The 21,928-nt window shown below is 73.6% G+C and carries 26 protein-coding genes and 1 tRNA gene; 16 read left to right on the forward strand and 11 right to left on the reverse strand.

The genetic code is table 11. The annotated features are described in order from the left end of the window. Positions 1 to 6: 6 nt before the first annotated feature. Entirely contained in the window at positions 7 to 1,674 is a 1,668-nt protein-coding gene (locus GA0070622_RS27165) for a copper resistance CopC/CopD family protein (RefSeq protein ID WP_091584073.1), read from the reverse strand. A 221-nt stretch (positions 1,675 to 1,895) separates the two neighbouring features. Here GA0070622_RS27165 and GA0070622_RS27170 point away from each other — a divergent pair, with 221 nt between their 5' ends. Genes GA0070622_RS27170 through GA0070622_RS27185 form a run of 4 tightly spaced genes read left to right on the forward strand, consistent with a single transcriptional unit; the run spans position 1,896 to position 4,829 of the window. Continuing rightward, positions 1,896 to 2,483 carry a sigma-70 family RNA polymerase sigma factor gene (locus tag GA0070622_RS27170; RefSeq protein WP_091580869.1) on the forward strand — a complete coding sequence of 196 codons (588 nt, stop codon included), beginning with the start codon at positions 1,896 to 1,898 and terminating at the stop codon, positions 2,481 to 2,483. Positions 2,484 to 2,513: 30 nt separating this feature from the next. Further along, complete coding sequence (locus GA0070622_RS27175; protein ID WP_091580872.1) at positions 2,514 to 3,035, forward strand: MauE/DoxX family redox-associated membrane protein; 522 nt, start codon at positions 2,514 to 2,516, stop codon at positions 3,033 to 3,035. After that, complete coding sequence (locus tag GA0070622_RS27180; RefSeq protein WP_091580877.1) at positions 3,028 to 3,744, forward strand: DsbA family protein; 717 nt, start codon at positions 3,028 to 3,030, stop codon at positions 3,742 to 3,744. Before GA0070622_RS27175 ends, GA0070622_RS27180 begins: the two co-directional genes overlap by 8 nt. After that, the gene (locus tag GA0070622_RS27185; RefSeq protein ID WP_245666845.1) at positions 3,741 to 4,829 is read left to right on the forward strand and encodes a hypothetical protein; all 1,089 of its coding nucleotides are present in this window, start codon (positions 3,741 to 3,743) and stop codon (positions 4,827 to 4,829) included. Before GA0070622_RS27180 ends, GA0070622_RS27185 begins: the two co-directional genes overlap by 4 nt. A 103-nt stretch (positions 4,830 to 4,932) precedes the next feature. Here GA0070622_RS27185 and GA0070622_RS27190 read toward each other — a convergent pair whose 3' ends face one another. From GA0070622_RS27190 to GA0070622_RS27205, 4 genes are read right to left on the reverse strand one after another with little or no spacing between them, the layout of a single operon-like run. Then, the gene (locus GA0070622_RS27190) at positions 4,933 to 5,703 is read right to left on the reverse strand and encodes an energy-coupling factor ABC transporter ATP-binding protein (RefSeq protein ID WP_091580882.1); all 771 of its coding nucleotides are present in this window, start codon (positions 5,701 to 5,703) and stop codon (positions 4,933 to 4,935) included. After that, positions 5,700 to 6,470, reverse strand: a complete 771-nt coding sequence (gene cbiQ / locus GA0070622_RS27195; protein WP_091580888.1) for a cobalt ECF transporter T component CbiQ — start codon at positions 6,468 to 6,470, stop codon at positions 5,700 to 5,702. Before cbiQ ends, GA0070622_RS27190 begins: the two co-directional genes overlap by 4 nt. 17 nt (positions 6,471 to 6,487) lie before the next feature. Further along, the gene (locus GA0070622_RS27200) at positions 6,488 to 6,916 is read right to left on the reverse strand and encodes a PDGLE domain-containing protein (protein ID WP_245666847.1); all 429 of its coding nucleotides are present in this window, start codon (positions 6,914 to 6,916) and stop codon (positions 6,488 to 6,490) included. Continuing rightward, entirely contained in the window at positions 6,913 to 7,632 is a 720-nt protein-coding gene (locus GA0070622_RS27205; protein WP_091580891.1) for an energy-coupling factor ABC transporter permease, read from the reverse strand. The genes GA0070622_RS27200 and GA0070622_RS27205 overlap by 4 nt, the downstream gene beginning before the upstream one ends. 123 nt (positions 7,633 to 7,755) lie before the next feature. On the opposite strand from GA0070622_RS27205, the gene bcp reads away from it, so the two are divergent. Further along, on the forward strand, positions 7,756 to 8,226 hold the full coding sequence (gene bcp, locus GA0070622_RS27210; protein ID WP_091580896.1) for a thioredoxin-dependent thiol peroxidase: 471 nt from the start codon (positions 7,756 to 7,758) through the stop codon (positions 8,224 to 8,226). 91 nt (positions 8,227 to 8,317) lie between these two features. Continuing rightward, positions 8,318 to 8,392 (forward strand) — tRNA-Leu (locus tag GA0070622_RS27215). A 70-nt stretch (positions 8,393 to 8,462) separates the two neighbouring features. Here the strand turns inward: GA0070622_RS27215 and GA0070622_RS27220 are convergent. Then, positions 8,463 to 9,215, reverse strand: a complete 753-nt coding sequence (locus tag GA0070622_RS27220; protein WP_091580902.1) for an SDR family oxidoreductase — start codon at positions 9,213 to 9,215, stop codon at positions 8,463 to 8,465. A gap of 123 nt (positions 9,216 to 9,338) precedes the next feature. On the opposite strand from GA0070622_RS27220, the gene GA0070622_RS27225 reads away from it, so the two are divergent. The 6 genes from GA0070622_RS27225 to GA0070622_RS27250 all read left to right on the forward strand — a co-directional run bounded on the left by GA0070622_RS27225 (position 9,339) and on the right by GA0070622_RS27250 (position 13,358). After that, positions 9,339 to 9,920 carry a TetR/AcrR family transcriptional regulator gene (locus GA0070622_RS27225; RefSeq protein WP_091580906.1) on the forward strand — a complete coding sequence of 194 codons (582 nt, stop codon included), beginning with the start codon at positions 9,339 to 9,341 and terminating at the stop codon, positions 9,918 to 9,920. Positions 9,921 to 10,155: 235 nt separating this feature from the next. After that, entirely contained in the window at positions 10,156 to 11,142 is a 987-nt protein-coding gene (locus GA0070622_RS27230) for a zinc-dependent alcohol dehydrogenase family protein (RefSeq protein ID WP_091580910.1), read from the forward strand. Between the two features lie 86 nt (positions 11,143 to 11,228). Further along, a complete protein-coding gene (locus GA0070622_RS27235) occupies positions 11,229 to 11,495 on the forward strand; it encodes a ribbon-helix-helix domain-containing protein (RefSeq protein ID WP_091580914.1) in 267 nt (88 codons plus the stop codon). Beyond that, complete coding sequence (locus GA0070622_RS27240) at positions 11,492 to 11,884, forward strand: type II toxin-antitoxin system VapC family toxin (protein ID WP_091580918.1); 393 nt, start codon at positions 11,492 to 11,494, stop codon at positions 11,882 to 11,884. The genes GA0070622_RS27235 and GA0070622_RS27240 overlap by 4 nt, the downstream gene beginning before the upstream one ends. An 80-nt stretch (positions 11,885 to 11,964) precedes the next feature. Continuing rightward, entirely contained in the window at positions 11,965 to 12,711 is a 747-nt protein-coding gene (locus GA0070622_RS27245; protein WP_141684637.1) for a phosphotransferase, read from the forward strand. A 77-nt stretch (positions 12,712 to 12,788) separates the two neighbouring features. After that, the gene (locus GA0070622_RS27250) at positions 12,789 to 13,358 is read left to right on the forward strand and encodes a GNAT family N-acetyltransferase (protein ID WP_091580927.1); all 570 of its coding nucleotides are present in this window, start codon (positions 12,789 to 12,791) and stop codon (positions 13,356 to 13,358) included. Positions 13,359 to 13,398: 40 nt separating this feature from the next. On the opposite strand, the gene GA0070622_RS27255 is transcribed toward GA0070622_RS27250, so the two are convergent. Both GA0070622_RS27255 and GA0070622_RS27260 read right to left on the reverse strand, forming a co-directional pair. Then, positions 13,399 to 14,373, reverse strand: coding sequence for an expansin EXLX1 family cellulose-binding protein (locus GA0070622_RS27255; RefSeq protein WP_091580931.1), 975 nt, complete (start codon positions 14,371 to 14,373; stop codon positions 13,399 to 13,401). Between the two features lie 54 nt (positions 14,374 to 14,427). Continuing rightward, positions 14,428 to 14,724: a hypothetical protein gene (locus tag GA0070622_RS27260; protein ID WP_091580936.1), complete on the reverse strand. Its 297-nt coding sequence runs from the start codon at positions 14,722 to 14,724 to the stop codon at positions 14,428 to 14,430. 177 nt (positions 14,725 to 14,901) lie between these two features. Here GA0070622_RS27260 and GA0070622_RS27265 point away from each other — a divergent pair, with 177 nt between their 5' ends. Next, positions 14,902 to 15,966: an LCP family protein gene (locus GA0070622_RS27265; protein ID WP_091580939.1), complete on the forward strand. Its 1,065-nt coding sequence runs from the start codon at positions 14,902 to 14,904 to the stop codon at positions 15,964 to 15,966. 109 nt (positions 15,967 to 16,075) lie between these two features. Beyond that, positions 16,076 to 17,521, forward strand: coding sequence for a sugar transferase (locus tag GA0070622_RS27270; protein WP_091580942.1), 1,446 nt, complete (start codon positions 16,076 to 16,078; stop codon positions 17,519 to 17,521). Between the two features lie 13 nt (positions 17,522 to 17,534). On the opposite strand, the gene rfbD is transcribed toward GA0070622_RS27270, so the two are convergent. Together rfbD and rfbB are read right to left on the reverse strand one after the other, a co-directional pair. Beyond that, positions 17,535 to 18,392: a dTDP-4-dehydrorhamnose reductase gene (gene rfbD, locus GA0070622_RS27275; protein WP_091580948.1), complete on the reverse strand. Its 858-nt coding sequence runs from the start codon at positions 18,390 to 18,392 to the stop codon at positions 17,535 to 17,537. After that, the gene (gene rfbB, locus GA0070622_RS27280; RefSeq protein ID WP_091580951.1) at positions 18,389 to 19,390 is read right to left on the reverse strand and encodes a dTDP-glucose 4,6-dehydratase; all 1,002 of its coding nucleotides are present in this window, start codon (positions 19,388 to 19,390) and stop codon (positions 18,389 to 18,391) included. Before rfbB ends, rfbD begins: the two co-directional genes overlap by 4 nt. 88 nt (positions 19,391 to 19,478) lie before the next feature. Between rfbB and rfbA the strand changes: the two genes are divergently transcribed. Beyond that, complete coding sequence (gene rfbA / locus GA0070622_RS27285; RefSeq protein WP_091580955.1) at positions 19,479 to 20,366, forward strand: glucose-1-phosphate thymidylyltransferase RfbA; 888 nt, start codon at positions 19,479 to 19,481, stop codon at positions 20,364 to 20,366. Continuing rightward, positions 20,363 to 20,971 (forward strand): dTDP-4-dehydrorhamnose 3,5-epimerase family protein, encoded by a 609-nt coding sequence (locus GA0070622_RS27290; protein WP_091580958.1) that lies wholly within the window; start codon positions 20,363 to 20,365, stop codon positions 20,969 to 20,971. Before rfbA ends, GA0070622_RS27290 begins: the two co-directional genes overlap by 4 nt. On the opposite strand, the gene GA0070622_RS27295 is transcribed toward GA0070622_RS27290, so the two are convergent. Next, a complete protein-coding gene (locus GA0070622_RS27295; protein ID WP_245666848.1) occupies positions 20,917 to 21,867 on the reverse strand; it encodes a YveK family protein in 951 nt (316 codons plus the stop codon). The genes GA0070622_RS27290 and GA0070622_RS27295 overlap by 55 nt on opposite strands. Positions 21,868 to 21,928: the final 61 nt, after the last annotated feature.

The following is a 21,928-nucleotide window of genomic DNA, read 5'->3' on the forward strand; positions in this document are numbered from 1 at the left end:
CTTCCGTTACTTGATCGGCACGGTGGCGGTCACCGTGGCCTGGTCGATGTCGGACGTGCGGACGGTGAAGCGGAGCTGCCAGTCGCCCCGGGCCGGCAGGTTGACCTCGCCGGTGGCGTGGTTGTCGCTCAGCGGCAGCAGCGGCACCGTGATCGGCTCGATCCCGGCCGACGGCAACGCCGCGGTGACCTTCCACTCCTGCACCGGCTGCGGCCGGTTGTCGGTCGTGTAGGCGTAGAGGTGCAGCGAGTTGTTGCCGCTCTCGGCCGGGTCCAGCTCCACCTGGAGCGAGTAGATCGGGCTGCTCAGCGTGGTGGAGAAGTAGCCGGCCGGCGCGCCCGCCACGTCGGCGGCCGCGGTCCGCGCCGGGGTGGTCTGCACCAGCGTCGCGGACAGGCCCAGCACCACCGCGGTGATCGCCAGCTCGGCCACCACGGCCCGCCGCATCGAACCCGGCCGGCCGGCGGCGACCCGCCGGCGCACCAGCGCCCGGGAGTACGCGGCCACGCCGATCACCAACGCGAACAGCACGATCTTGGCGAGCAGCAGCCGCCCGTAGGTGGTGTCGACCAGTGCCGTCGGGCTGGCCACCTCGATCAGACCCTGCACGGTGCCGGCCAGCAGCAGCGCGGCCACCGCCAACGCGGCCCAGCGGGACCAGATCGGCAGGATGGCGTCCAGCTCGCGCTCGTCGGCGCGGCGCAGCAGGAAGACCGCCAGCATCACCAGACCGCCCAGCCAGACCGCCATCCCGCCCAGGTGCACGGCGTCCACCACCACCGAGACGGCCGGCGCCGGGGAGGCGGCGGCGTGACCGGCGAGCGGCCAGGTGAACAACGCCGCACCGCCGAGGACGGCCAGGATGATCCCGTCGGTGCGGCCGACCGGACCGGCGAACAGCGGGCGGAGCAGGAACGCCGCCGCCGCCAGCAGGCCCAGCCGGACCAGGTGGGTGGTGCCGTAGGCGCTGCCCAGCACGTCGCCCAGGCCGGCCCCGGTGACGTCGAACAGCCCGCCGCCGTTGGTGTAGGGCACCTGGAGCCACAACTCGGCCACGGTGGCCGCGGCCAGCACGCCGAGCCCGGTCCAGGCCAGCCGCGCCGGGCCCCGGCGGGACAGCCGGCGCGGCCAGAGCGCGGCCAGCACCAGGGCCGGGCCGACCAGCAGCAGCAGGCCCACGTAGCCGACGTACTTCGCCACCTTGACCGCGTTCTCCGTCACCGGGTTCGCCCGGTTGTCCGAGCCGGTGTCGGTCGGCGGCTCCGACGGCGCGCCGACCGAGTAGGTGAACGCGCCGGAGACCGGGTGGCTGTCCGCCGAGATCACCCGGTAGCTCACCAGGTAGGTGCCGCGCGCGCCGGACGGGTCCACCGGGATGGTGACCTCGGCGCCCTGGAACGTCGGCTCACCCCGGTCGGCCCGGGAGCCGTCCGGCGCGATCACCCGGACCTTGCCGGGCACCTTCCGGACGCCCTCGCTGAAGGTGATCACCACCTGGGCGGGCGCCTCGGGCACCACGGCGGACGCGGCGGGGCTGCTGCTCACCAGCACCGCGTGGGCGCTGGCCGGCGTGGCCGGGGCGAGCAGCAGGGTGACCAGGAGGAGCAGCAGCCCGGCGACGGTCCCGGAGCGGGCGGCGACGACCCCGGGCGGGCGGCGTACGGCAGCAGTCATGACCGCCATGGTTCCCGAACCGTGGCGGGCCCGGCGAGCCGACCTCCGCCGGGCGCGCCGCGGCGCCCGATCGGTGCGGTGACGCGCGCCACCGGAACCTGGTCGGAGGTCATGAGGGGGTAGTCGGTGGACGGACGGAAAAAGTTCCCGGCGTGTGCGGGACCACGGAATGGGCCGAAGGACCCTGTCACCCACAGGTACGCCGCGTAACCTCGTCTGTCGTGATCCCCGCCCCGCGCGACACCGCCGCCGACCACCCCGAGCCGGGGTCCGAGGCTGCGCGGGACACGGCCACCGGGTGGGCGCTGGCCGCGCGGCACGGCGACCCGGCCGCCCAGGCCGCCTTCGTCCGGGCCACCCAGGCCGAGGTCTGGCGCTTCGCCGCCGCCCTGGTCGACCCGGACAGCGCGGACGACCTGACCCAGGAGACCTACCTGCGGGCGTTCCGGGCGCTGCCCGGCTTCGAGGGTCGGTCCACCGCACGTACCTGGCTGCTCGGCATCGCCCGCCGGGCCTGCGCCGACCACCTGCGGACCGTGGTGCGCCGCCGCCGGCTCGACGAACGGCTCGCCGCCCAGGCGGCCACCGACCGGCCCGGGCCGGACCCGGCCGGCCAGCTGGGCGCCGCCGACCTGGTCCGCCGGCTGCCCGCCGAGCGTCGCTCCGCGTTCGTGCTCACCCAGCTGCTCGGCCTGTCCTACGCCGAGGCCGCCGACGTGGAGGGGGTGCCGGTGGGCACCATCCGCTCCCGGGTGGCCCGGGCCCGCGACGAGCTGGTCGGCGCCGTCGGCGACACGCTGGCCGGATAACGGGAACCTTTCATGCCTCCCGGACGACGAATGACTGTGACCCCCTCCCCCACCCGGGCCGACCGCTGGCGGGCCCTGCGGCCCTGGCTCGGCGTGGCGGCCCGCCTCGGGCTGGCCGCCGTCTGGCTGATCGCCGGTGGCACCAAGGTCGGTGACCTGGCCGCCTCCGGCCGGGCCGTGAACGCCTACCAGGTGATGCCGTACGACCTGGCCACGGTGATCGGCGCGGCGCTGCCGTTCGTGGAGCTGGCCCTGGGTCTGCTGCTGCTCGTCGGGTTGGCCACCCGGGTCAGCGCCGGTGTCTCCGCCGCGCTGCTGGTGGTCTTCATCGTCGGCATCGCCTCGGCCTGGGCGCGCGGTCTGGCCATCGACTGCGGGTGCTTCGGCAGCGGTGGCCAGCTCGGCGCCGGCGAGACACCGAGCTACCTCCCGGAGATCCTCCGGGACCTGGGATTCCTGCTACTGGCCGGATTCCTGCTGATCTGGCCCCGCACCCCGTTCTCGGTGGACGGCTGGCTCGCGGGCGACATCGTGGAGGACGAGGATGAGTAGTCGCAAGGGACGCAAGGACGCGTCACGGGTGGTGCGCGAGCAGATCGCCCGGGAGAAGCGGCGCAAGCGCACCCTCTTCACCACCATCGCCGCGGTACTGGTGCTGGTCATCGCCGGCGGCATCGGCTGGGCCGTCTACTCCTCGCAGAAGTCCGACGAATTCACCGCGCCGCCCGGCGCCAACGACGCCGGCACCGGCATCGTCGAGGGCAGCGGCCCGGTCACCATCGACCTGTACGAGGACTACCTCTGCCCGGTCTGCAAGCAGTTCCAGCAGGTCAACGGCGCAACCATCAACCAGCTCGTCAGCGAGGGCAAGGCGACGGTGGTCTTCCACCCGGTCGCCTTCCTCAACCGCTTCTCCACCACCGAATACTCCACCCGCTCCTCGGCCGCCTCCGGCTGCGCCGCGAAGGGCGGCAAGTTCCGCGAGTTCACCGACCAGCTCTTCGCCAAGCAGCCGCCGGAGGGCAGCGCCGGGCTCAGCAACGACGAGCTGATCGACATCGGCGCGGGCGTCGGTCTGAACCGGGACGACTTCGCCTCCTGCGTGAACGACGGCACCTACACGTCGTGGACCGAGCACGTGACCGACGAGGCGAGCAAGTCCGGCGTGACCGGCACCCCGACCATCAAGGTCAACGGCAGCGAGGTGCAGGACAAGAGCCCGGACGGGATCAAGGCGGCCGTGGAGGCGGCCGGGAAGTGATCCCCGCACCGCTGCGCCGGGCCGGGCTGGTGGTCGCCGTCGCGGCCACCGCCCTGCTCGCGCTCGCCGCACCGGCCGCCGCGCACGGCGCGGACGCCCCCGACGGCACCGACTACCGGGGCGCGGTCACCGGCGTCAGCCCGGACCGGCCCGGGCTGACCGCCCGGATGGTCGAGGCCGGCGCGCGGCTGGAGCTGACCAACCGCACCGGCCCCGACGTGACCGTGCTCGGCTACTCCGGCGAGCCCTACCTGCGGATCGGCCCCGGCGGCGTGTTCGAGAACAGGCGCTCGCCGGCCACCTGGCTGAACCGGACGCTGGCCGCGGAGACCCGACTGCCGGCCGAGGCGGACCCGGCCGCCCCGCCGGACTGGCGGCGGATCGACGACGGACCCACCGCCCGCTGGCACGACCAGCGCACGCTGTGGCGCGGGGACGTCCCACCGGCCGCCGTCGCCGCGGCCCCCGACCGGGAGCAGCGGGTCCGCGACTGGGTGGTGCCGCTGCGCGCCGGGACCGAACCGATCGAGGTACGCGGGACGCTGGACTGGGTGCCGCCGCCCGACCCGTACCCCTGGTGGGTGGCCGCCACCCTCGGTTTCCTGGTGATCGGCGCGGCCGGGCTGGTGCCCGGCGGCACGACCGCCGGCGTACGTGCGCTGCGCGCGGTGGGCGGCCTGCTCGCCCTCGGCGGGGTGGCGGCCGTGACGCTCACCGTCGGCCGCGCGCTCGACACCGGCGGCCCCGGGTTCGGCGGCCTGCTCGCCGAGCTGGTCACCGGCCAGGTGTGGACGCTGCTCACCGGCCTCGGCGCGCTCGCCGCCGGCGGCTACGCGCTGGCCCGCCGACCGGCCGCCGACTTCACGCTGGCGCTGGCCGGCGCGTGCCTCACCCTGTTCGCCGGGGTGTCGAACCTGGCCGTGCTGTCCCGCTCGGTCCCCCCGGCCGCCGGCCCCGCAGGACTGGTGCGCGTCCTGGTCGCCCTGGCCCTGGCCACCGGCGCCGGCGCGGTCGCCGCCGGCCTGCTCCGCCTCCGCACCACCGCCCGCACCACCCCCCACCCCCACCTGACCCGCACCCCCTGACCCGCCCTCCTCGCGGCGGCGATCTTGCAGTTGCGGCCCCACGAGTGCGGCTTTTGTCCGTTGCGCCGGGGCCCGAAGTGCAAGATCGCCGAGGTCGGCGGGGTCAGGGCGAGCGGGGGGAGGCGGGGGCGAAGCCGTGGGGGAGTTCGAGGCGGTGTGCGGACAGCAGCGTTTCGTCGGAGAGGAGGTCTGCGGTAGGGGCGTCGGCGACGATCCGGCCGCCGTCCAGGATCACCGCGCGGGGACACAGCTCGGCCGCGTACGGCAGGTCGTGGGTGACCATCAGCAGCGTCACCGGCAGGCCGCGCAGGATCTCCGCCAGCTCCCGGCGGGCCGCCGGGTCGAGGTTCGACGACGGCTCGTCCAGCACCAGGATCTCCGGGCGCATGGCCAGCACGGTGGCCACCGCCACCCGGCGCCGCTGCCCGAACGACAGGTGGTGCGGCGCCCGGTCCCGGTGCTCGGCCATGCCCACCGCCGCGAGCGCCTCGTCGACCCGTTCCGCCAGCTCGGCCCCGCGCAGACCCAGGTTGGCCGGGCCGAACGCGACATCCTCCGCCACCGTGGGCAGGAAGAGCTGGTCGTCCGGGTCCTGGAAGACGATGCCGACCCGGCGGCGGACCTCGGCGAGGGTGTCCCGGTCGCGGGTCACCGTCAGGCCGCCGACCGCCACCGTCCCCTCGGTCGGGGTGAGGATGCCGTTGAGGTGCAGCACCAGCGTGGTCTTGCCGGCGCCGTTCGGCCCGAGCAGCGCCACCCGGTCGCCGCGCGGCACGGTCAGGTCCACCCCGTGCAGGGCGACGTGACCGTCCGGGTACGCGTACCGGACGCCACGGACGTCCAGGGAGGGCGGCTGCTGCACGTACCCGATCATTGCAGGACGAGCGCGGCGGCGGCGATGGAGGCCGCGATCACCGGCACCGTCGCGCCCACCGCCCACTGCCCGGCGGTGGCCGCCCCGGCCCCCTGCCAGACCGCCGGCATCCGGCCGGTGTAGCCGCGGGAGACCATCGCCAGGTAGACCCGCTCGCCGCGCTCGAAGGCGCGCAGGAACAGCGCGCCGACCCCGGCCGCGAAGCCGCGCAACTGCCACAGGAAGCGCGGGTCGTCGCCCCGGGACACCCGGGCCACCCGCATCCGCCGGGCCTCCCCGACCAGCACCTCCAGATAGCGCAGCATGAACGTGGCGATCTGGGTGAGGATCTGCGGGCAGCGCAGCCGGTCCAGGCCGAGGATCAGGTCACGTGTCGTCGTGGTCGCCGCCAGCAGGAGTGACGCGAGGACGCCGAGCGTGCCCTTGGCCAGGATGTTGAACGCGCCGTGCAGCCCGTCGACGGAGAGGCCGAGCCCGGCCACCTCGACCCGCTCCCCCGTGCCGAGGAACGGCAGCGCGAACGCGAACAGCACGAACGGCAGCTCGATCAGCGCCCGCCCGAGCAGCCAGCGCGGACCGACCCGGGCCAGCGCCGCCACCGCGGCCACCAGCAGGGCGTATCCGCCGAACGCCCAGTACGCCTCCCGCGGGGTGGCGACCACCGCCACGGTGAACAGCACCATGGCGGCGATCTTCACCTCCGGCGGGAGGCGGTGCACCGGCGAGCCGGACTCGCGGTAGAGCACGTGCGCGTGCCCGGCGCCCATTCGTCGACCTCCCCGGCTCAGCGGCCGTCGGTGGACCGGGGCGTACCGGTCGCGGTGGCGCCCACCGGGTCCGCGGCGTCGGTGGTCGGGCCGGTCGCGGTGGCGCGGGCCGGACCGCGACGGCGGGCCAGCCAGAACAGGCCGCCGCCGACCGCGAAGGTGAGCAGCACACCGAGCACGCCGGACAGGCCGGTGGAGAGGAAGTCGTTGCCGATCCCACGTACGCCGTAGTCGGCCAGCGGGCTGTCCGCCAGCTCGTGGTCCTTGGCCTGCTGGGCCGGGCAGCTGCCGCCGGTGATCTCGTCGTCGGCGTTCACCGTGCAGCCCTTGAGCAGCGACGAGTCGAGCCCGTCCGGGTGCGACGAGGCGTAGTTGCTGACCACGCCGGCCAGCAGCAGCGCCACCAGCAGGCCACCGAGGAGGAACGGCCAGGGACGCTTGCTCATCGGGCACCTCCGGCGACCGGGACGGCGGGAGCCGGCACGGCCGGCTTGAGGGCGCGCAGCGCATAGACCAGGTCGGGGCGGACCTTGGCGACGGTGACCACGGTGGTCGCGGTGATCAGGCCCTCGCCGATGCCGATCAGCAGGTGGGCGACGGCCATCGTGCCGGCCAGCCCGCCCAGGTTGCCGCCGAGGTCGGTGGTGCCACCCAGCCAGTACTGCAGCACGAAGCCCTGGGACGCGACCACGACGCTGACCAGCGCGGAGACGAACGCGGTGACCGCCAGCCCGGCGGGCGTACGCGGCAGGACCCGCAGCAGCAGCGCGATCAGCAGGTAGGCGGCGGCGGTGCCGAGGATCGCCATGTTGGTGATGTTGAGGCCGAGCATGGCCACCCCGCCGTCGCCGAAGACCAGGGCCTGCACGACCAGCACCACGGCCACACAGAGCGCGCCGACCCAGGGGCCGACCAGCAGCGCGGCCAGCGCGCCGCCGAGCAGGTGGCCGCTCACCCCGGCGGTGAAGATCGGGAAGTTGAGCATCTGCACGGCGAAGATGAACGCCGCCACCAGACCGGCCATCGGCGCCAACCGGTCGTCGAGGTCGGCCCGGCCGCGCAGCACGCAGAACGTGAGCGCGGCGAGCGCGAAGGCCGCGAAGATCGCGGCGACGGGACCGTCGATGATCCCGTTGGAGATGTGCATCGCCAGGGTTTCCACGAGGTGAGCCTATTTCCGGCAGGGGGTTGTTGCCAATCCCTTGCAACAAGGCATGGTGATCATCACGCTCGGCCGGGTGTCGCCGCCGGTCACCGACCCGGGCGCGGCGGTATCGTCACCGCCATGACCGACCGCCTGAAGCCCGGCGACCCCGCCCCCGAGTTCACCCTTCCCACCGACGACGGCGGAACCCTCTCCCTGACCGGCCTGCACGGCCGCAAGGTCATCCTGTACGCGTACCCGGCCGCCATGACGCCCGGCTGCACGAAGCAGGCGTGCGACTTCCGCGACTCGCTCGCCTCGCTGCAGTCCGCCGGCTACGAGGTGGTGGGCATCTCGCCGGACAAGCCGGCCAAGCTGGCCAAGTTCCGCGACCGCGACGCCATCACGTTCCCCCTGGTCGCCGACGAGGACAAGGCGGTGCTGACCGCGTACGGCGCGTACGGCGAGAAGCAGATGTACGGCCGCACAGTCACCGGCGTGATCCGCTCCACGTTCGTGGTGGACGAGGAGGGCCGGGTCGCGCACGCGTTCTACAACGTCAAGGCCACCGGCCACGTCGCCAAGCTGCGCCGGGACCTCGGGCTCGACTGACAGCCCTCGGCGAGGACGGCCGTGCGCCGACGGCCGCGGCTCCGGCCGTGGTTTACGATCCTTGGGCCGTGACACCGGTGTGCACGGTGATGGGGCCGTAGCCCAATTGGCAGGAGGCATGCGGTTTAGGTCCGCACCAGTGCGGGTTCGAGTCCCGCCGGCCCCACCCCTTAGACGTGGCCGGGAAGCCGGACGGCGGTGGGACGTCGATCCGCGACGCCCCACCGCCTCTGCCGTCACCGCTGCGCGGTGGGCCGTACCACGATCTCGTTGACGTCGACCTGATCCGGCTGGGCGACCGCGTACGCGATGGCGTCCGCGATCGCCGCGGGATCCAGCGCCATGGCGTCGCGGCTGGCCAACAGCGCGGCGCGGGTGTCGGGGTCGGCGACCGCGTGGACGAAGTCGGTGTGGACGAAGCCCGGGGAGACGACGGTGACGCGTACCGTGTCGCCGACCTCCTGCCGCAGCCCTTCGCAGACCGTTCGCACGGCAGTCTTCGTCGCGGAGTACACCGCCTGCCCGGGAACGGTGCGGTACGCGGCGGTGGACGCCACCGTCACCAGGTGTCCAGACCCCTGGCGGCGGAAGACCGGCAGCGCAGCGGCGATGCCGTGCAGTACACCGCGCAGGTTGACGTCGATCATGTCGTCCCACTCATCGACGCGCAGGGCGTCCAGCGGAGAGATCGGGCCGATGCCGGCGTTGTTGACCAGAACGTCGAGCTGGCCGAATTCGGTGACCGCCGCGTCGACCATTCGGACCAGGTCGTCGCGCCGCCGCACGTCGGTCGCCAGGGCGAGGGCGCGGCCGCCGCGTTCACGGATCTCACCGGCGAGCCGCTCGACGCGGTCGCTCCGCCGGGCGCCGAGGACGACCGTCGCCCCGCGAGCGGCCAGGGCCAGCGCGGCGGTGCGGCCGACTCCGCTGCTGGCGCCGGTGACGGCGACGACCTTGTTCCGGATACCTGTCTTGCCTGTGTCTGTCATGGTGTCGTTCTCCACTCCTGGGGGCGGATGCCGGTGGCTAGGATGGAGCCCTAAGCGGACAGGTGTCCGCATGCCCTCGACGTTAGCGGACACATGTCCACTTCGCCAGTGAACAGGAGTGACATGGATCGCAGCACCGGTGACCGGTCGAAAGCACCGAGTCGGCGGACCGATGCCGAGCGCAACAGGACCCGAATCCTCGACACCGCGCGCACCGCCCTGGAGCAGGACCCCGACGCCTCGATGCAGTCGATAGCCAAGCTCGCCGGCATCGGTCAGGGCACCCTGTACCGCAACTTTCCCAACCGGGAAGCGCTCGTCCTGGCGGTACACCGACGCGACGTCCAGGACCTCGTCGACGCCGCGCCCCGGCTGGCCGCCGGCAACCCTCCGCTCGCCGCGCTACGGCGATGGCTCGACGAACTGGGCAGCTACGGCAGGATCAAGCACGGCCTGGCCGGCGCCTTGAACAGCTCCACCAGGGAGCAGCTCGCCACCGAGGGGTACGACCCGGTCGTCGACGCCATGGGCACGTTGCTGCGCGCCTGCCAGCAGGCCGGCGACGTCCGCGCCGACGTGACCGCCGACGATCTCCTGCTGCTGGTTGGCTTCCTCTGGCGCATCAGTCCGGACGAGAACTTCGAGACCCGCAGCAGCCACCTGCTCGACCTCGTCATGGACGCGCTGCGACGACCCGCAACGTAGCGGGAATCCCGTCCGCGCAGCCCCAGCACCCGCCGGCCGCCACACCCGGACAGTCCGACCTCTTTCGGGTCCACCCGACCGCGGTAGGCCCGGAGAAATTCTCCGAGCCGGCTTGAATCGGGCATGTCGACCTGCTTAGGGCTCCAGGCCGGGCCTCCCGATCAGCTGCCACGAAGCGGGCTGGAGCGGGGCCTTCCGCGCCCGGCGTTCCCACGACAGGAAGGTTTGATTGATCATGCGGGCCGTGGTACTGCGGGAGTTCGCTTCGCCCCTGCGGGTCGACGAGATCGACCTGCCCACCGCCGGCGCCGGCCAGGTGCTCGTGCGCATCGTCGCCAGCGGCGTCAATCCGCTGGACACCAAGATCCAGGCTGGCCAGGCTCCGCACGCCCGAGTCCGTCCGCCGGCGGTGCTCGGCCTCGACCTCGCCGGGGTGGTCGTCGCCGTGGGTCCGGACGTCACGAGCTTCCAGCCCGGCGACGAGGTGTACGGACTCACCGGTGGCGTGGCCGATTTGCAGGGCTCGCTGGCGGAGTACGCCGCCGTGGACTGCCGGCTGCTGGCGCGCAAGCCGGGGGCGCTCTCCATGCGCGAGGCCGCCGCGCTGCCGCTGGCCCTGATCACCGCCTGGGAGGGGCTGGTCGACCGGGCCGGGGTCAGCGCCGGGCAGAAGGTGCTGGTGCACGGCGGCGCCGGCGGCGTCGGGTACGTCGCGATCCAACTCGCCCGCGCCCGCGGCGCCGAGGTGTACGCGACGGGCAGTTCGTCGAGCATCGAGGTCATCCGGAGCCTGGGCGCGGTGCCCATCGACTACCGCGTCAGCGGCGTCGAGGAGTACGTCGGGACCCACACCGCGGGTCAGGGGTTCGACATCGTCGTCGACACCGTGGGCGGCCCGACGCTGGACGCCTCGTTCGCGGCGGTGCGCACCTATGAGGGACACGTCGTCAGCGCGCTGGGGTGGGGGTCGCACTCCCTCGCACCGCTGTCGTTCCGCGGGGCGACCTACTCCGGAGTGTTCACCCTGCTGCCCATGCTGACCGGACAGGGCCGGGAACATCATGGGGAGATCCTGCGCGAGGGCGCCGCACTTGCCGACGCCGGCGCGCTGCGTCCACGACTCGACCCGCGCCGCTTCACCCTCGACACCGTCGCGGAGGCGCACGAACTGGTCGCCCGGGGCGCCGGGGCGGGCAAGGTCGTCGTTGACGTCGAGGCCTGATGGACCCGGGCGGGACATTGACGGCAGACCGGTGGCGGCAGCCTGGAGGAGCCGCATGAGGCGCCATATCAGGGTATGGTGCATGTATGGCGGTGAAGAAGGTCACGGTTACCCTCCCCGAGGAGTTGGTGGAGGCGCTTGGCACGGCGGCCCGGGAAGATGGCATCCCACTGTCACGGCTGGTCGCCAGCGCGGCGGAGAGTGAGCTGCGGCGGCGGGTCGGGCGGCGACTGGTCGCCGACTGGCAAGCCGAACACGGTGCGTTCACCGTGGAGGAGATTGCTGCGGCGCGCGCGGAGATGGCCGCCGCCGACGCTCAGGCGCTCAGCGCGCCTGGTCAGGCAGCCGCGTGAACATCCCCTATGTCTACGACGCCGGGGTTCTGCTCGCCATCGACAGCAACGATCGGCGGATCTGGGCGATCCACCACCTGGCTCTCGAAGAGGGGCGACGCCTGATCATCCCCTCCGTCGTGGTCGGCCAGGCGTGGCGCGACGCACGCCGTCAGGTGCAGCTCGGCCGGTTCCTGCACAGCTGTGAGGTCGTCCCGGTCGGCCTTGAACTGTCGAAGTCGGCGGGCGTCCTGTGCGGGAAGGCCGGCACCCGTGACGTGGTCGACGCCAGCGTCGTCACCATTGCTCTGGCGTACGGCGCGATCGTCTTCACCAGCGATCCGGAGGACATCGCGCATCTTTCGGCCGCCGCGGACGTCAAGCCAGGGCTGGTCATCCGCCGCCTCTGACCATGGTCGACGTCTATCCTTCCCGGGTGAGTCCTGAGCGGCCCTTTCCCGGGAGTGAGGTCCCGCTTCAGGCGGGCCGGATGACGCAGGGCATCGGCCGACGCGGAGGACAGGTCCTACGGCCCACCGGCCCCTGGTCCGAGGCCGTGCACGAACACCTGCGGCACCTGGAGGCTGCGGGATTCGACGGGGCGCCGCGGTTCCTCGGACTCGAAGGACACCGCGAGGTCCTCACCTTCATCGACGGCGACGTGCCGGTCGACCCGGACTGGCGGCCGGGGACGGTGCAGCGGCTGCCGGCCTACGCCCGGTCCGAGGCCGCCCTGGTCGCCACCGCGGCTCTGGTGCGTCAACTCCACGACGCCGCGCGTGGCTTCCGACCGACCAGCACGGAGTATCGCTTCGTCCCGCATCCCCCGCGGCAGGGTGAGCTCGTCTCGCACGGCGATCTCGGGCCGTGGAACACCGTCTACCGGAGCGGCGTGCCGGTCGGATTCATCGACTGGGACGCCGCCGGCCCGGTCGATCCCCTGGTCGACCTGGCCGCGGCGGCGTGGGAGTTCGTGCCGCTCGCGCCGCCGGAACAGCTCCGCGCCGCCGGGTTCGACCCCGTACCGGACATCGCCGCACGCCTGTGGCTGTTCGTCGGCGCGTACGGCCCTGTCGACCGGTCCGTCATGGTGGCCGCGCTGCAACAGAGCCGGCTGCTCGCCGCCGAGCGGATCAAGCACGCTCCCGTGGACGCGGCGGAAGCCGCCGAGGCGCTCGAACACGTCTCCCGCGAGCTCAGATGGCTGCACTCCGTGCGGTCCCACCTCAGCCGGTGACCGTCGGCGCCACGAAGGCCTGTCGCGAGGATCACGAACTACCCCGATCCACGGGTGCCGTCCCGCAGGATGGCGACGTGGACCTGCGCTTCGTACTCGACCCCGACCTCACGCCTGAGCTGCGCGAACAGCTCGTCGACCTGTGGGTGGACGTGACCAACGCCGGGGGCGCGGTCGGCTTCGTCGCCCCGGTCACCGAGGCCGAGGTGCGGCCGGTCGCCGAGTCGACGCTCGCCGAGGTCGCCGACGGGCCGGACCGGCTGCTGGTCGGCTACGCGGGCGAACGGCTGGCCGCCGTCGTGGTCGTCGCGGACAACCGGTTCCACCTGAAGACGCACTGGCGGGTGCTCAAGCGGGTCATGGTGCACCCCGAAACCCAGGGACGCGGGTACGGCGCGGCGCTGATGCGCGAGGCCGAGCGGGTCGCCCGCGCCCTGGGCGTGGAGGCGCTGCATGTGACCGTCCGCGACGGTCTCGGCCTGGACCGCTTCTACCGGCGTCTCGGCTACCGGCAGATCGGCCGCCTGCCCGCCGCGCTCCGCCTGTCCCCCACCGACTCCCGCGACGAGATCCTCATGTGGCTCGACCTCCCCGCGCGCCCCGGATCCGTCGATCATGCAGTCGTGGCACCTGACAAAGTCCACTGATCCGACATCCGAGGCGCCACAACTCCGTGATCGACGAAGGTCAGGCGCACGCGCCCGGGGCGGCGGCCTCCACGACGGGCGTGGGCGTGGACGGGGTGGGCGCGGACGGGGATGACGGGGGCGGGGACGGGGACGCGCTGGTGGGGCGGACGGACGGGGAGCGGGACGGCTTCGCCGGCCGGGTGGTCGTGACGGCACCCGCGCCGTACATCCGGACCGTGCTGCGCTGCACCTGACCCGGCGCCATCCGGATGCCGGTGGCGGTCACGCGGTGGCCGTACACGTCGGTGACCCGGATCGTGTACGGGCCGGGGCCGGCGCCGGAGGGGATCAGCCAGTAGTTGTAGTCCTCCCGGTCCGCCGCCCGCCACGACCCGTTCTGCCGGACCTCCACCGAGCGCAGCGGGTTGCCGTGGTCGCCGACGAGGACGGCGAACCACCACTGGGAGGCGCCTTCCTTGATCCGGAAGGTGAGCGGGCCGGGCAGCGCCGGGTCCACCACCGCCCGGTAGGTGACCCGGACGACACCCTGCACGGGGTCGGCGATCCGGGCGAACGCCTCGGCGGAGAGGTCGAGGTGACCGGGCGCGCACTCCGGGCACTGGTCCATGACGAGCACCCGGACGGTGCCGCGCGGGCCGGTGACGTCGAGGAAGCCGCCGCAGGACGCACCGGCCGCGTACTCGCTGGGGCCCAGCGCGACGTAGAGCCGGTTGGTGGGCGCGGCGGGCCGGGAGCAGTTGCCGCCGGCGCCCTTCGAGTCGAAGAAGGTGGCCTTCCCGGTGTGCGCGCCGGCGCCGAGCGGCGGGGCGGCACCGACCGGCGGGGCGGCGCAGGCGGGGGCGGCGCCGCCGCGTACCGCGAGGGTCACCGCGACCACGGCGGCGAGCGCGGCCAGGCCGGCCGCGGCGAGCCGGCGGCGGGCCCGGGCCGGGGCACGGCGGCGGCCGGGCACGGCGGGCGGGCGCTCGGCGCCGGCGGGGATCGGTGGGTGGGGCGCGCTGCCGTCGGTCACGCCGGTCGATGCTGCCGGACCGGCTGGTCGGCGGACAAGCGGGCTAAGCGAAAGCTAAGGCCGGTGGGCGCGGGCGACCGAGGTGATCCCGGCGAGGTCGCCGGCGAACTCCGGGCGCTGCCGCAACGCGTCCTCCAGCCGGACCCGCCACAGGCCGGTCTCGACCGACACCCGGGCGTCACCGGCGTGGCGGACCCGCTCGCGACTCTCCGCGAGCGCCTCCCCGGCGGCGGCGCCGAACAGGGCGTCGAACTCGTGCCGGAGCCAGTCGAACAGCCGGTCGTCGTGGAACGCGCCGCCGATCACCCGGGCGGTGTCCCACGCCACCCGTGGCTGGTGGATCACCTGCATCTCGACTCCTCGGTCGACGTCTCGTTTCGGCCATCATCTATCCTCCACGGTCCGGCGACAAGGCCCGCCCGGGGCGACGTCGGTCCGGTGGGGAGCGCCGGGCCGGCCGGGCCGGTGGGCATCGGCCGTCCGGATGAGGGTCACCGCGGCGGAACGCGAATCAGTAGCATCCCGGGCATGTCCGATCGCCAGCCCCTCGCCGGTTCCGACACCCACCCCGCGACGTCCGACGTGGAGCCGGACGGCCCGGAGGAGAAGACGCCCCGGCGTCGCCGGGGCCTGCGGATCGCGCTGATCCTGCTGCTCGTCGTCGTGCTGCTGGGTGGGGGTGGCGCCCTGGCCGGCGGGCTCTACTACCGGTCGGTCGACAAGTCGATCGAACGGGTGGACGCGTTCGAAGGCGTGCCCGAGGCGTCCCGGCCGCCGGTCGCGGCCAAGGGCGCGATGAACATCATGATCCTGGGCAGCGACTCCCGCGATCCGGAGAGCACCGGCGGGTCGCGCAGCGACACCATCATCCTGGCCCACCTGCCGAAGGACCGGTCCAGCGCACAGCTCATCTCGATCCCCCGGGACACCTGGACGGCGGTGCCGAAGTCCAGGGAGGGCCGGGGCGGTCGCGACGCGAAGATCAACGCCGCGTACGCCTGGGGCGGCGTGCCGCTGATGGTGCAGACCGTGGAGAAGTTCAGCGGGGTCCGGGTCGACAACGTGGCCATGGTGGACTTCGCCGCCTTCAAGGAGATCATCGACGCGCTCGGCGGCGTCGAGATCGACGTGGAGAAGGGCTTCACCACGAAGTACTCGCTGATCGGCACCCGGACCTTCAAGCAGGGCCGGCAGACCATGGACGGCGCCGCCGCGCTGGACTACGCGCGGGAGCGGCACGCCTTCCCGGACGGCGACTTCGCGCGCATCCGCCACCAGCAGCAGGTGATCAAGGCGATCCTGGACAAGGCGGCCTCCGGCGGCGTGCTGACCAACCCGGCCAAGCTCAACTCGTTCGTCCGGGCCACGTCGAACTCCGTGGCGGTCGACAAGTCACTGTCCCTGGTGGACCTGGCGATGGAGATGCGTGGCCTGCGCAGCGGCAACCTGACGTTCTTCACCTGCCCGGTGAAGGGGACGGGCCGGGTCGGCAGCGAGAGCGTGGTGTTCCCGGACCCGGTCCGGTCGAAGACGTTGTTCGACGCGGTCCGCCGGGACTCGGTCCCGGACATCCTGGCGGTCAGCGGAAAGTAGGACGTCGAACTGCCGTGGCGGCTCTGGCGGGCGGGCGGGGCCGCTCATATCCTGCGATCGCCCCGGGTCTGTCGGCAGAGGACCGGGGCGTCACGGGGGAGGATCCACCATGCCACGCCTACCGGCGTACGAGCATCCGGCCGCGCAGCCGCCGGGCGTCACATCGATGACCGGCAGTATGGACACGACCACGGTGCTGCCGTACGCCGGCACCCGGGCCTCGACGCGTACCCGGCGGTTGCGGGCCTGGATGGTGACCGCGCCCATCGACGTCGCCGCGCTGCTCGCACCGCTGCTGCTGACCCAGGACTACTGGCGCGGGACGCTGTCCAACGCGGCGCTCACCGTAGGGCTGCTCGCCACCGGCGGGCTCTACCGACCCCGCCGGCACATCAGCATCCTGGACGAGCTGCCCAGTCTCGGCGGGCGCCTGCTCGCCGCCGGCGCGGTGGTGGCCATCATCGCCGCGCTGCGCCACGACTCGGTGGTCTACCTCGGCGGTTTCATGCGCGGCCTCGCGCTCTCCGCCGGGCTGGTGGTGATCGGCCGGGCGGTCAACTCGCGGATCGTGCTGCTCGCCCGGCGGCGGCGCTGGGTGGAGCACAACGCGATCGTCGTCGGCGGCGGCCCGATCGGCGCGGAACTCGCCCGGCTGCTGCGCCGCTACCCGCAGTACGGGCTGCGGTTCGTGGGCGCGGTGGACGCGCCGTCGCGGCCGCGCCTGGGCGCGCTGCCGCTCATCGGGACCATCGACGACGTCGAGAAGCTGGTCACGATGGTGGAGTGCGAGGTCCTGGTCATCGCCGACCCGGACTGCTCCGAGTCCGACCTGATGGAGGCGCTGCTCCGACCGGCGAGTTCCCGCTGCGACCTGTGGGCGGTGCCGCGGCTGTGGGGCTCCCGGTCCCAGGGCGGCCACCCGGACCACATCGGGGCCATCCCGATCGTCAAGATCGGCGACACCACGCTGAGCGGTCCACGGTGGTGGGTCAAGCGCGCCTCCGACGTGCTCTTCGCGGTGGTCGCGCTGATCCTGCTGAGCCCGCTGCTGCTGCTCTGCGCGCTCGCCACGTTCCTCGACGGCGGGCGCGGGATCTTCTTCCGGCAGGAGCGGATCGGCCGCTACGGCGAGCCGTTCCAGGTCGTCAAGTTCCGCACCATGCGTCCCGCCGACGAGCACGAGTCGCAGACCACCTGGTCGATCGCGCACGACCGGCGGGTCGGACCGATCGGCCGGTTCCTGCGGCGCACCTCGCTGGACGAGCTGCCCCAGCTGTGGAACATCCTGCGCGGCGAGATGAGCGTGGTGGGGCCACGGCCCGAGCGGCCCTACTTCGTGGAGAAGTTCTCCGTGGAGTACCCCACCTACGCGATGCGCCACCGCGTCCCGGTGGGGCTCACCGGCCTGGCACAGGTCAGCGGCCTGCGCGGGGACACGCCGATCTCGGACCGCGCCCGGTTCGACAACTACTACGTGGAGAACTGGTCGCTCTGGCTCGACATCAAGATCGTTCTGCGTACCGTGGCGGAGGTCTTCCGGGGCGGCGGTCGCTGAGGCCCGACGGCGGTCAGCGCGCCAGCGCCTCGGCCAGGTCGGCGTGCCACGGCCCCGGCGGCGGCAGCTTCGCGGCGGCCCACCGGCCGTGGGCCAGCACGCTGTAGCGGGGACGCGGCGCCGGGCGCGGGAAACGGTCGCTGGTGGTCGGGCGGATCCGGTCAGGGTCCAGGCCGCGCAGGACGAACACCGCGCGGGCCAGCCCGTACCAGGTGGTCTCGCCGGCGGCGGTGCCGTGGTAGGTCCCCGGCGCCGCGTCGCCGGCCAGCGCCGCGTCGGCCAGCGCGACGAGCCGCTCGGCGAGCCGGTACGACCAGGTCGGCTGCCCCCGTTGGTCGTCGACCACGTCGAGGTGGTCGCGCTCGGCGGCCAGCCGCAGCACGGTGGTGACGAAGTTGCGGCCCGAGGTGCTGTAGAGCCAGGCGGTGCGCACCACGTACCCGGTCTCGGGCAGCAGCCGGGCCACCGCCCGCTCGCCGGCGAGCTTGCCGCGCCCGTACGCGTTCACCGGACCGGTCGGCGCGTCCTCCGGGTAGGGCTCGGTGGCGTCGCCGGGGAACACGTAGTCGGTGGAGACGTGCACCATCCGGGCCCCGGCCAGGGCGCAGGCCCGGGCCAGGTGGGCGACCGCCGCGCCGTTGACCGCCGTGGCCGCCGGCTCCCGGGTCTCGGCGCCGTCCACATCGGTCCACGCCGCGGCGTTGAGCACCACGTCGTGGCCGGCGACCGCCGCCCGCACCGCCCGCTCGTCGGTGACGTCGAGGTCGGCGCGGGTGGCGGCGGTGACGGTGAGGTCCGGGCGGGTGCGCAGCACGGCCAGCAGGTCCCGTCCGAGCATCCCGCCTGCGCCGGTGACGAGCAGCCGGCTCACCCGCGGGTCGCCGTCTTCAGCGGCTCCCACCAGGCCCGGTTGTCCCGGTACCACCGCACCGTCTCCGCCAGGCCCCGGTCGAGGTCGATGCTCGGGGCGTACCCCAGCTCTGTGCTGATCCTGGTGATGTCCAGCGAGTAGCGGCGGTCGTGGCCCTTGCGGTCGGTCACCGGCACGACCCGGTCCCAGTCGGCGCCGCACGCGGCGAGCAGCCGGGCGGTGAGGTCCCGGTTGGTCAGCTCGGTGCCGCCGCCGATGTGGTAGACCTCGCCGGCCCGCCCCTTCTCCTGCACCAGCGCGATGCCCCGGCAGTGGTCGTGCACGTGCAGCCAGTCCCGGACGTTGCCGCCGTCGCCGTAGAGCGGCACGGTGCCGCCGTCGAGCAGGTTGGTGACGAAGAGCGGGACGACCTTCTCCGGGTACTGGTAGGGCCCGTAGTTGTTGGAGCAACGGGTGACCACCACGTCCAGGCCGTGGGTGCGGTGGTAGGCCAGCGCCAGCAGGTCCGAGCCGGCCTTCGAGGCCGAGTACGGGGAGTTCGGCGCCAGCGGCCAGTCCTCCGTCCACGAGCCGGAGTCGATCGAGCCGTAGACCTCGTCGGTGGAGACGTGCACGAACCGCCGGGTCCCGTGGCGCAGCGCGGCGTCGAGCAGGGTCTGGGTGCCCAGCACGTTGGTGGTGACGAACGGCGCGGCCCCGGTGATGGACCGGTCCACGTGCGACTCGGCGGCGAAGTGGACGACCACGTCGTGCCCGGGCACCACCGCGTCGACCGTCACCGGGTCGCAGATGTCGCCCTGCACGAAGCGCAGCCGGGGGTCGTCGCGCACCGGCGCGAGGTTGGCCGGGTTGCCGGAGTAGGTGAGCTTGTCCAGCACGGTCACCCCGGCGGGCGCCAGGTCCGTCACCTCGGCCGCGTCGCCGCCGGGCACGCCCAGCAGCATCCGCACGTACTCCGACCCGATGAAGCCGGCGCCGCCGGTGACGAGGATCCTCACGGGATTGGGAGTCTACGCGAAGCCGCGGCGCAGGCCGGGGCCGACGACGGGCACCCGCGCGACGCGCCGTGACCGGTACCCTCCGCGGGTGCGTGGAATCCTGCTCGCCGGCGGCACCGGCTCCCGGCTCTGGCCGATCACCCGGGCCGTGTCCAAGCAACTGATGCCGGTGTTCGACAAGCCGATGGTCTACTACCCGCTCTCCACGCTGGTGATGGCCGGCGTGCGGGACATTCTGATCATCACGACGCCGGACGACCGGGCCCAGTTCGAGCGGCTGCTCGGCGACGGCGCCCAGTGGGGACTGCGGCTGGAGTACGCCGAGCAGGCCCGCCCGGAGGGCATCGCGCAGGCGTTCCTGCTCGGCGCGGACTTCATCGGCGACGAGGCGGTCGCTCTGATCCTGGGCGACAACATCTTCCACGGCGTCGGCCTCGGCCGGCAGCTCGCGCAGCACGGCGACCCGGCCGGCGCCCGCGTCTTCGCCTACCCGGTCGCCAACCCGGGCGACTACGGCGTGGTGGAGTTCGACGCGGCCGGCCGGGTGCTGTCGATCGAGGAGAAGCCGGCCCGCCCCCGGTCCCGGTACGCGGTGCCCGGCCTCTACTTCTACGACAACCGGGTGGTCGACATCGCCCGCAAGCTCACCCCCAGCGCCCGGGGCGAGTTGGAGATCACGGCGGTGAACGAGACCTACCGCGAGTGGGGCGAGCTGTCGGTGACCGTGCTGGACCGGGGCACGGCCTGGCTGGACACCGGCACGTTCACCTCGATGATGCAGGCCGCCGAGTTCGTCCGGGTGATCGAGGAACGGCAGGGCATGAAGATCGGCTGCGTCGAGGAGGTGGTCTGGCGGTCCGGCCTGATCGACGACGACCGGCTGCGGACGCTGGCCCACCCGCTGACCCGCAGTGGATACGGCGAATACCTGCTCGGGCTGCTGGCCGAGGGGTCGACCGTGGGGAGCGGCTCGTGAAGGTCCGGCCGTTGGGCATCGAGGACGCCTGGGAGATCACGCCCCGGCAACACGGCGACTCCCGCGGACTGTTCCTGGAGTGGTACCGGTTCGACCACCTCGCCGACGCGGTCGGGCACCCGCTGCGGCTGGCGCAGGGCAACCTCTCGGTCTCCGCGCGGGGGGTGGTGCGCGGCATCCACTTCGCCGACGTACCGCCCGGCCAGGCGAAGTACGTGACCTGCGTACGCGGGGCCGTCGTCGACGTGATCGTGGACGTCCGGGTGGGCTCGCCGACCTTCGGCCGGTGGGAGGCGGTGCGCCTGGACGACGTCGACCGGCGGGCGGTCTATCTCGGCGAGGGCCTGGGGCACGGCTTCTGCGCGCTGACCGACGACGCCACGCTGAGCTATCTCTGCTCCACCACCTACAACCCGACCGTCGAGCGTGCCGTGCACCCCCTCGACCCGGAACTGGCGATCGACTGGCCGGCGGGGACACCGCTGCTCTCCGACCGGGACGCGGCCGCGCCCAGCCTGGCCGAGGCACGCGACGCGGGCCTGCTACCCGACTACGGCACCTGCCGCGCCTTCACCGCCGGGCTGGCCACCCGCCCGTCGTCCTGATCCGGCTCCTCGCCGGGCGGCGGCGAGGTGGCCACGGACGCTCCGCCGGGCGTCGGCCGCACCGGGTCGGGCCGGTCGCCGTCGGACGCCGACGGGTCGACGCCGGGCGGGAAGTCGTCGGCATCGCCGTCCGGCTCCGGCCCGTCCGACTCCGGCCCGTTCACGTCCGGCCCGTTCACGTCCGGTCCGTGCACGTCCGGCCCGTGCACGTCCGGCCCGGAAGCGACCGGACGCCGCCGCACCGCCGCCCAGACGGTACGCAGATCCGCGCCGACCGGCGTGCCGGCGCGGCGGTAGCCGAGCACCAGCGCGACCCCGAGGCCGATCGCGAGCCCGCCGAACGCGCCGCCGAGCGTGTGCAGCGGCCACCACACCGGTTCCGGGCGCTGCGGCGCGACGGCGGGCCGGACCACGGCGACCTGGGCCTTCAGCCCCAGCCCGGCGGGGGGCAGGTCACGCCGGGCGATCCGTTGCAGCTCGGCGGCGAGCGCGTCGGCGATCGCCGCGGCCGTCGTACCCGACCGGTCGGTGACGGCCACGTCGATCGCCAGCGCGTTCACCGTGGACGACGCCACGACGCGCGTGGCGAGGTCGTCGGTGGTGTACGGCAGGCGGAGTGAGTCGATCACCGGGCGGGTGAGCCGGGGCGTGTTCATCATGGTGGCGTACGTCTTCACCCGCCGTTGCATGAGCCGGCCGGCCTCCGGCGCGGACGGGCGGGGCTGCGGCGGGGCGGCTCCCTCGGCCGCGAACGTGACGAGCAGCTGCGTCTCGGCGCGGTAGACGGGGTCCCGGCGCGCGGCCGGAACTCCGGTGACGACGCCGCCCAGCAACGCGAGCGCCACCACGATCGTCCACCGCCGGCCGATCACGTCGCGGTAGCGGGCCAGGTCCACGAGGCGTGAGCCTACCGGTCGGCCCGGAACCGGCCGGCCCGAGCCGTACCCCGGTCGCCGG

Source organism: Micromonospora sediminicola, from assembly GCF_900089585.1.
Taxonomy (GTDB): Bacteria; Actinomycetota; Actinomycetes; order Mycobacteriales; family Micromonosporaceae; genus Micromonospora; species Micromonospora sediminicola.

Coding starts and splice junctions, on each gene's coding strand:
- GA0070622_RS27200 (WP_245666847.1), bottom strand. CDS start 6,916: ATGAGCAAGCGTCCCTGGCCGTTCCTCCTCGGTGGCCTGCTGGTGGCG.
- GA0070622_RS27235 (WP_091580914.1), top strand. CDS start 11,229: ATGGCGGTGAAGAAGGTCACGGTTACCCTCCCCGAGGAGTTGGTGGAG.
- GA0070622_RS27180 (WP_091580877.1), top strand. CDS start 3,028: ATGAGTAGTCGCAAGGGACGCAAGGACGCGTCACGGGTGGTGCGCGAG.
- bcp (WP_091580896.1), top strand. CDS start 7,756: ATGACCGACCGCCTGAAGCCCGGCGACCCCGCCCCCGAGTTCACCCTT.
- GA0070622_RS27245 (WP_141684637.1), top strand. CDS start 11,965: ATGACGCAGGGCATCGGCCGACGCGGAGGACAGGTCCTACGGCCCACC.
- GA0070622_RS27270 (WP_091580942.1), top strand. CDS start 16,076: ATGCCACGCCTACCGGCGTACGAGCATCCGGCCGCGCAGCCGCCGGGC.
- GA0070622_RS27165 (WP_091584073.1), bottom strand. CDS start 1,674: ATGACTGCTGCCGTACGCCGCCCGCCCGGGGTCGTCGCCGCCCGCTCC.
- GA0070622_RS27225 (WP_091580906.1), top strand. CDS start 9,339: ATGGATCGCAGCACCGGTGACCGGTCGAAAGCACCGAGTCGGCGGACC.
- GA0070622_RS27190 (WP_091580882.1), bottom strand. CDS start 5,703: ATGATCGGGTACGTGCAGCAGCCGCCCTCCCTGGACGTCCGTGGCGTC.
- GA0070622_RS27220 (WP_091580902.1), bottom strand. CDS start 9,215: ATGACAGACACAGGCAAGACAGGTATCCGGAACAAGGTCGTCGCCGTC.
- GA0070622_RS27260 (WP_091580936.1), bottom strand. CDS start 14,724: ATGCAGGTGATCCACCAGCCACGGGTGGCGTGGGACACCGCCCGGGTG.
- GA0070622_RS27175 (WP_091580872.1), top strand. CDS start 2,514: ATGACTGTGACCCCCTCCCCCACCCGGGCCGACCGCTGGCGGGCCCTG.
- GA0070622_RS27230 (WP_091580910.1), top strand. CDS start 10,156: ATGCGGGCCGTGGTACTGCGGGAGTTCGCTTCGCCCCTGCGGGTCGAC.
- cbiQ (WP_091580888.1), bottom strand. CDS start 6,470: ATGGGCGCCGGGCACGCGCACGTGCTCTACCGCGAGTCCGGCTCGCCG.
- GA0070622_RS27265 (WP_091580939.1), top strand. CDS start 14,902: ATGTCCGATCGCCAGCCCCTCGCCGGTTCCGACACCCACCCCGCGACG.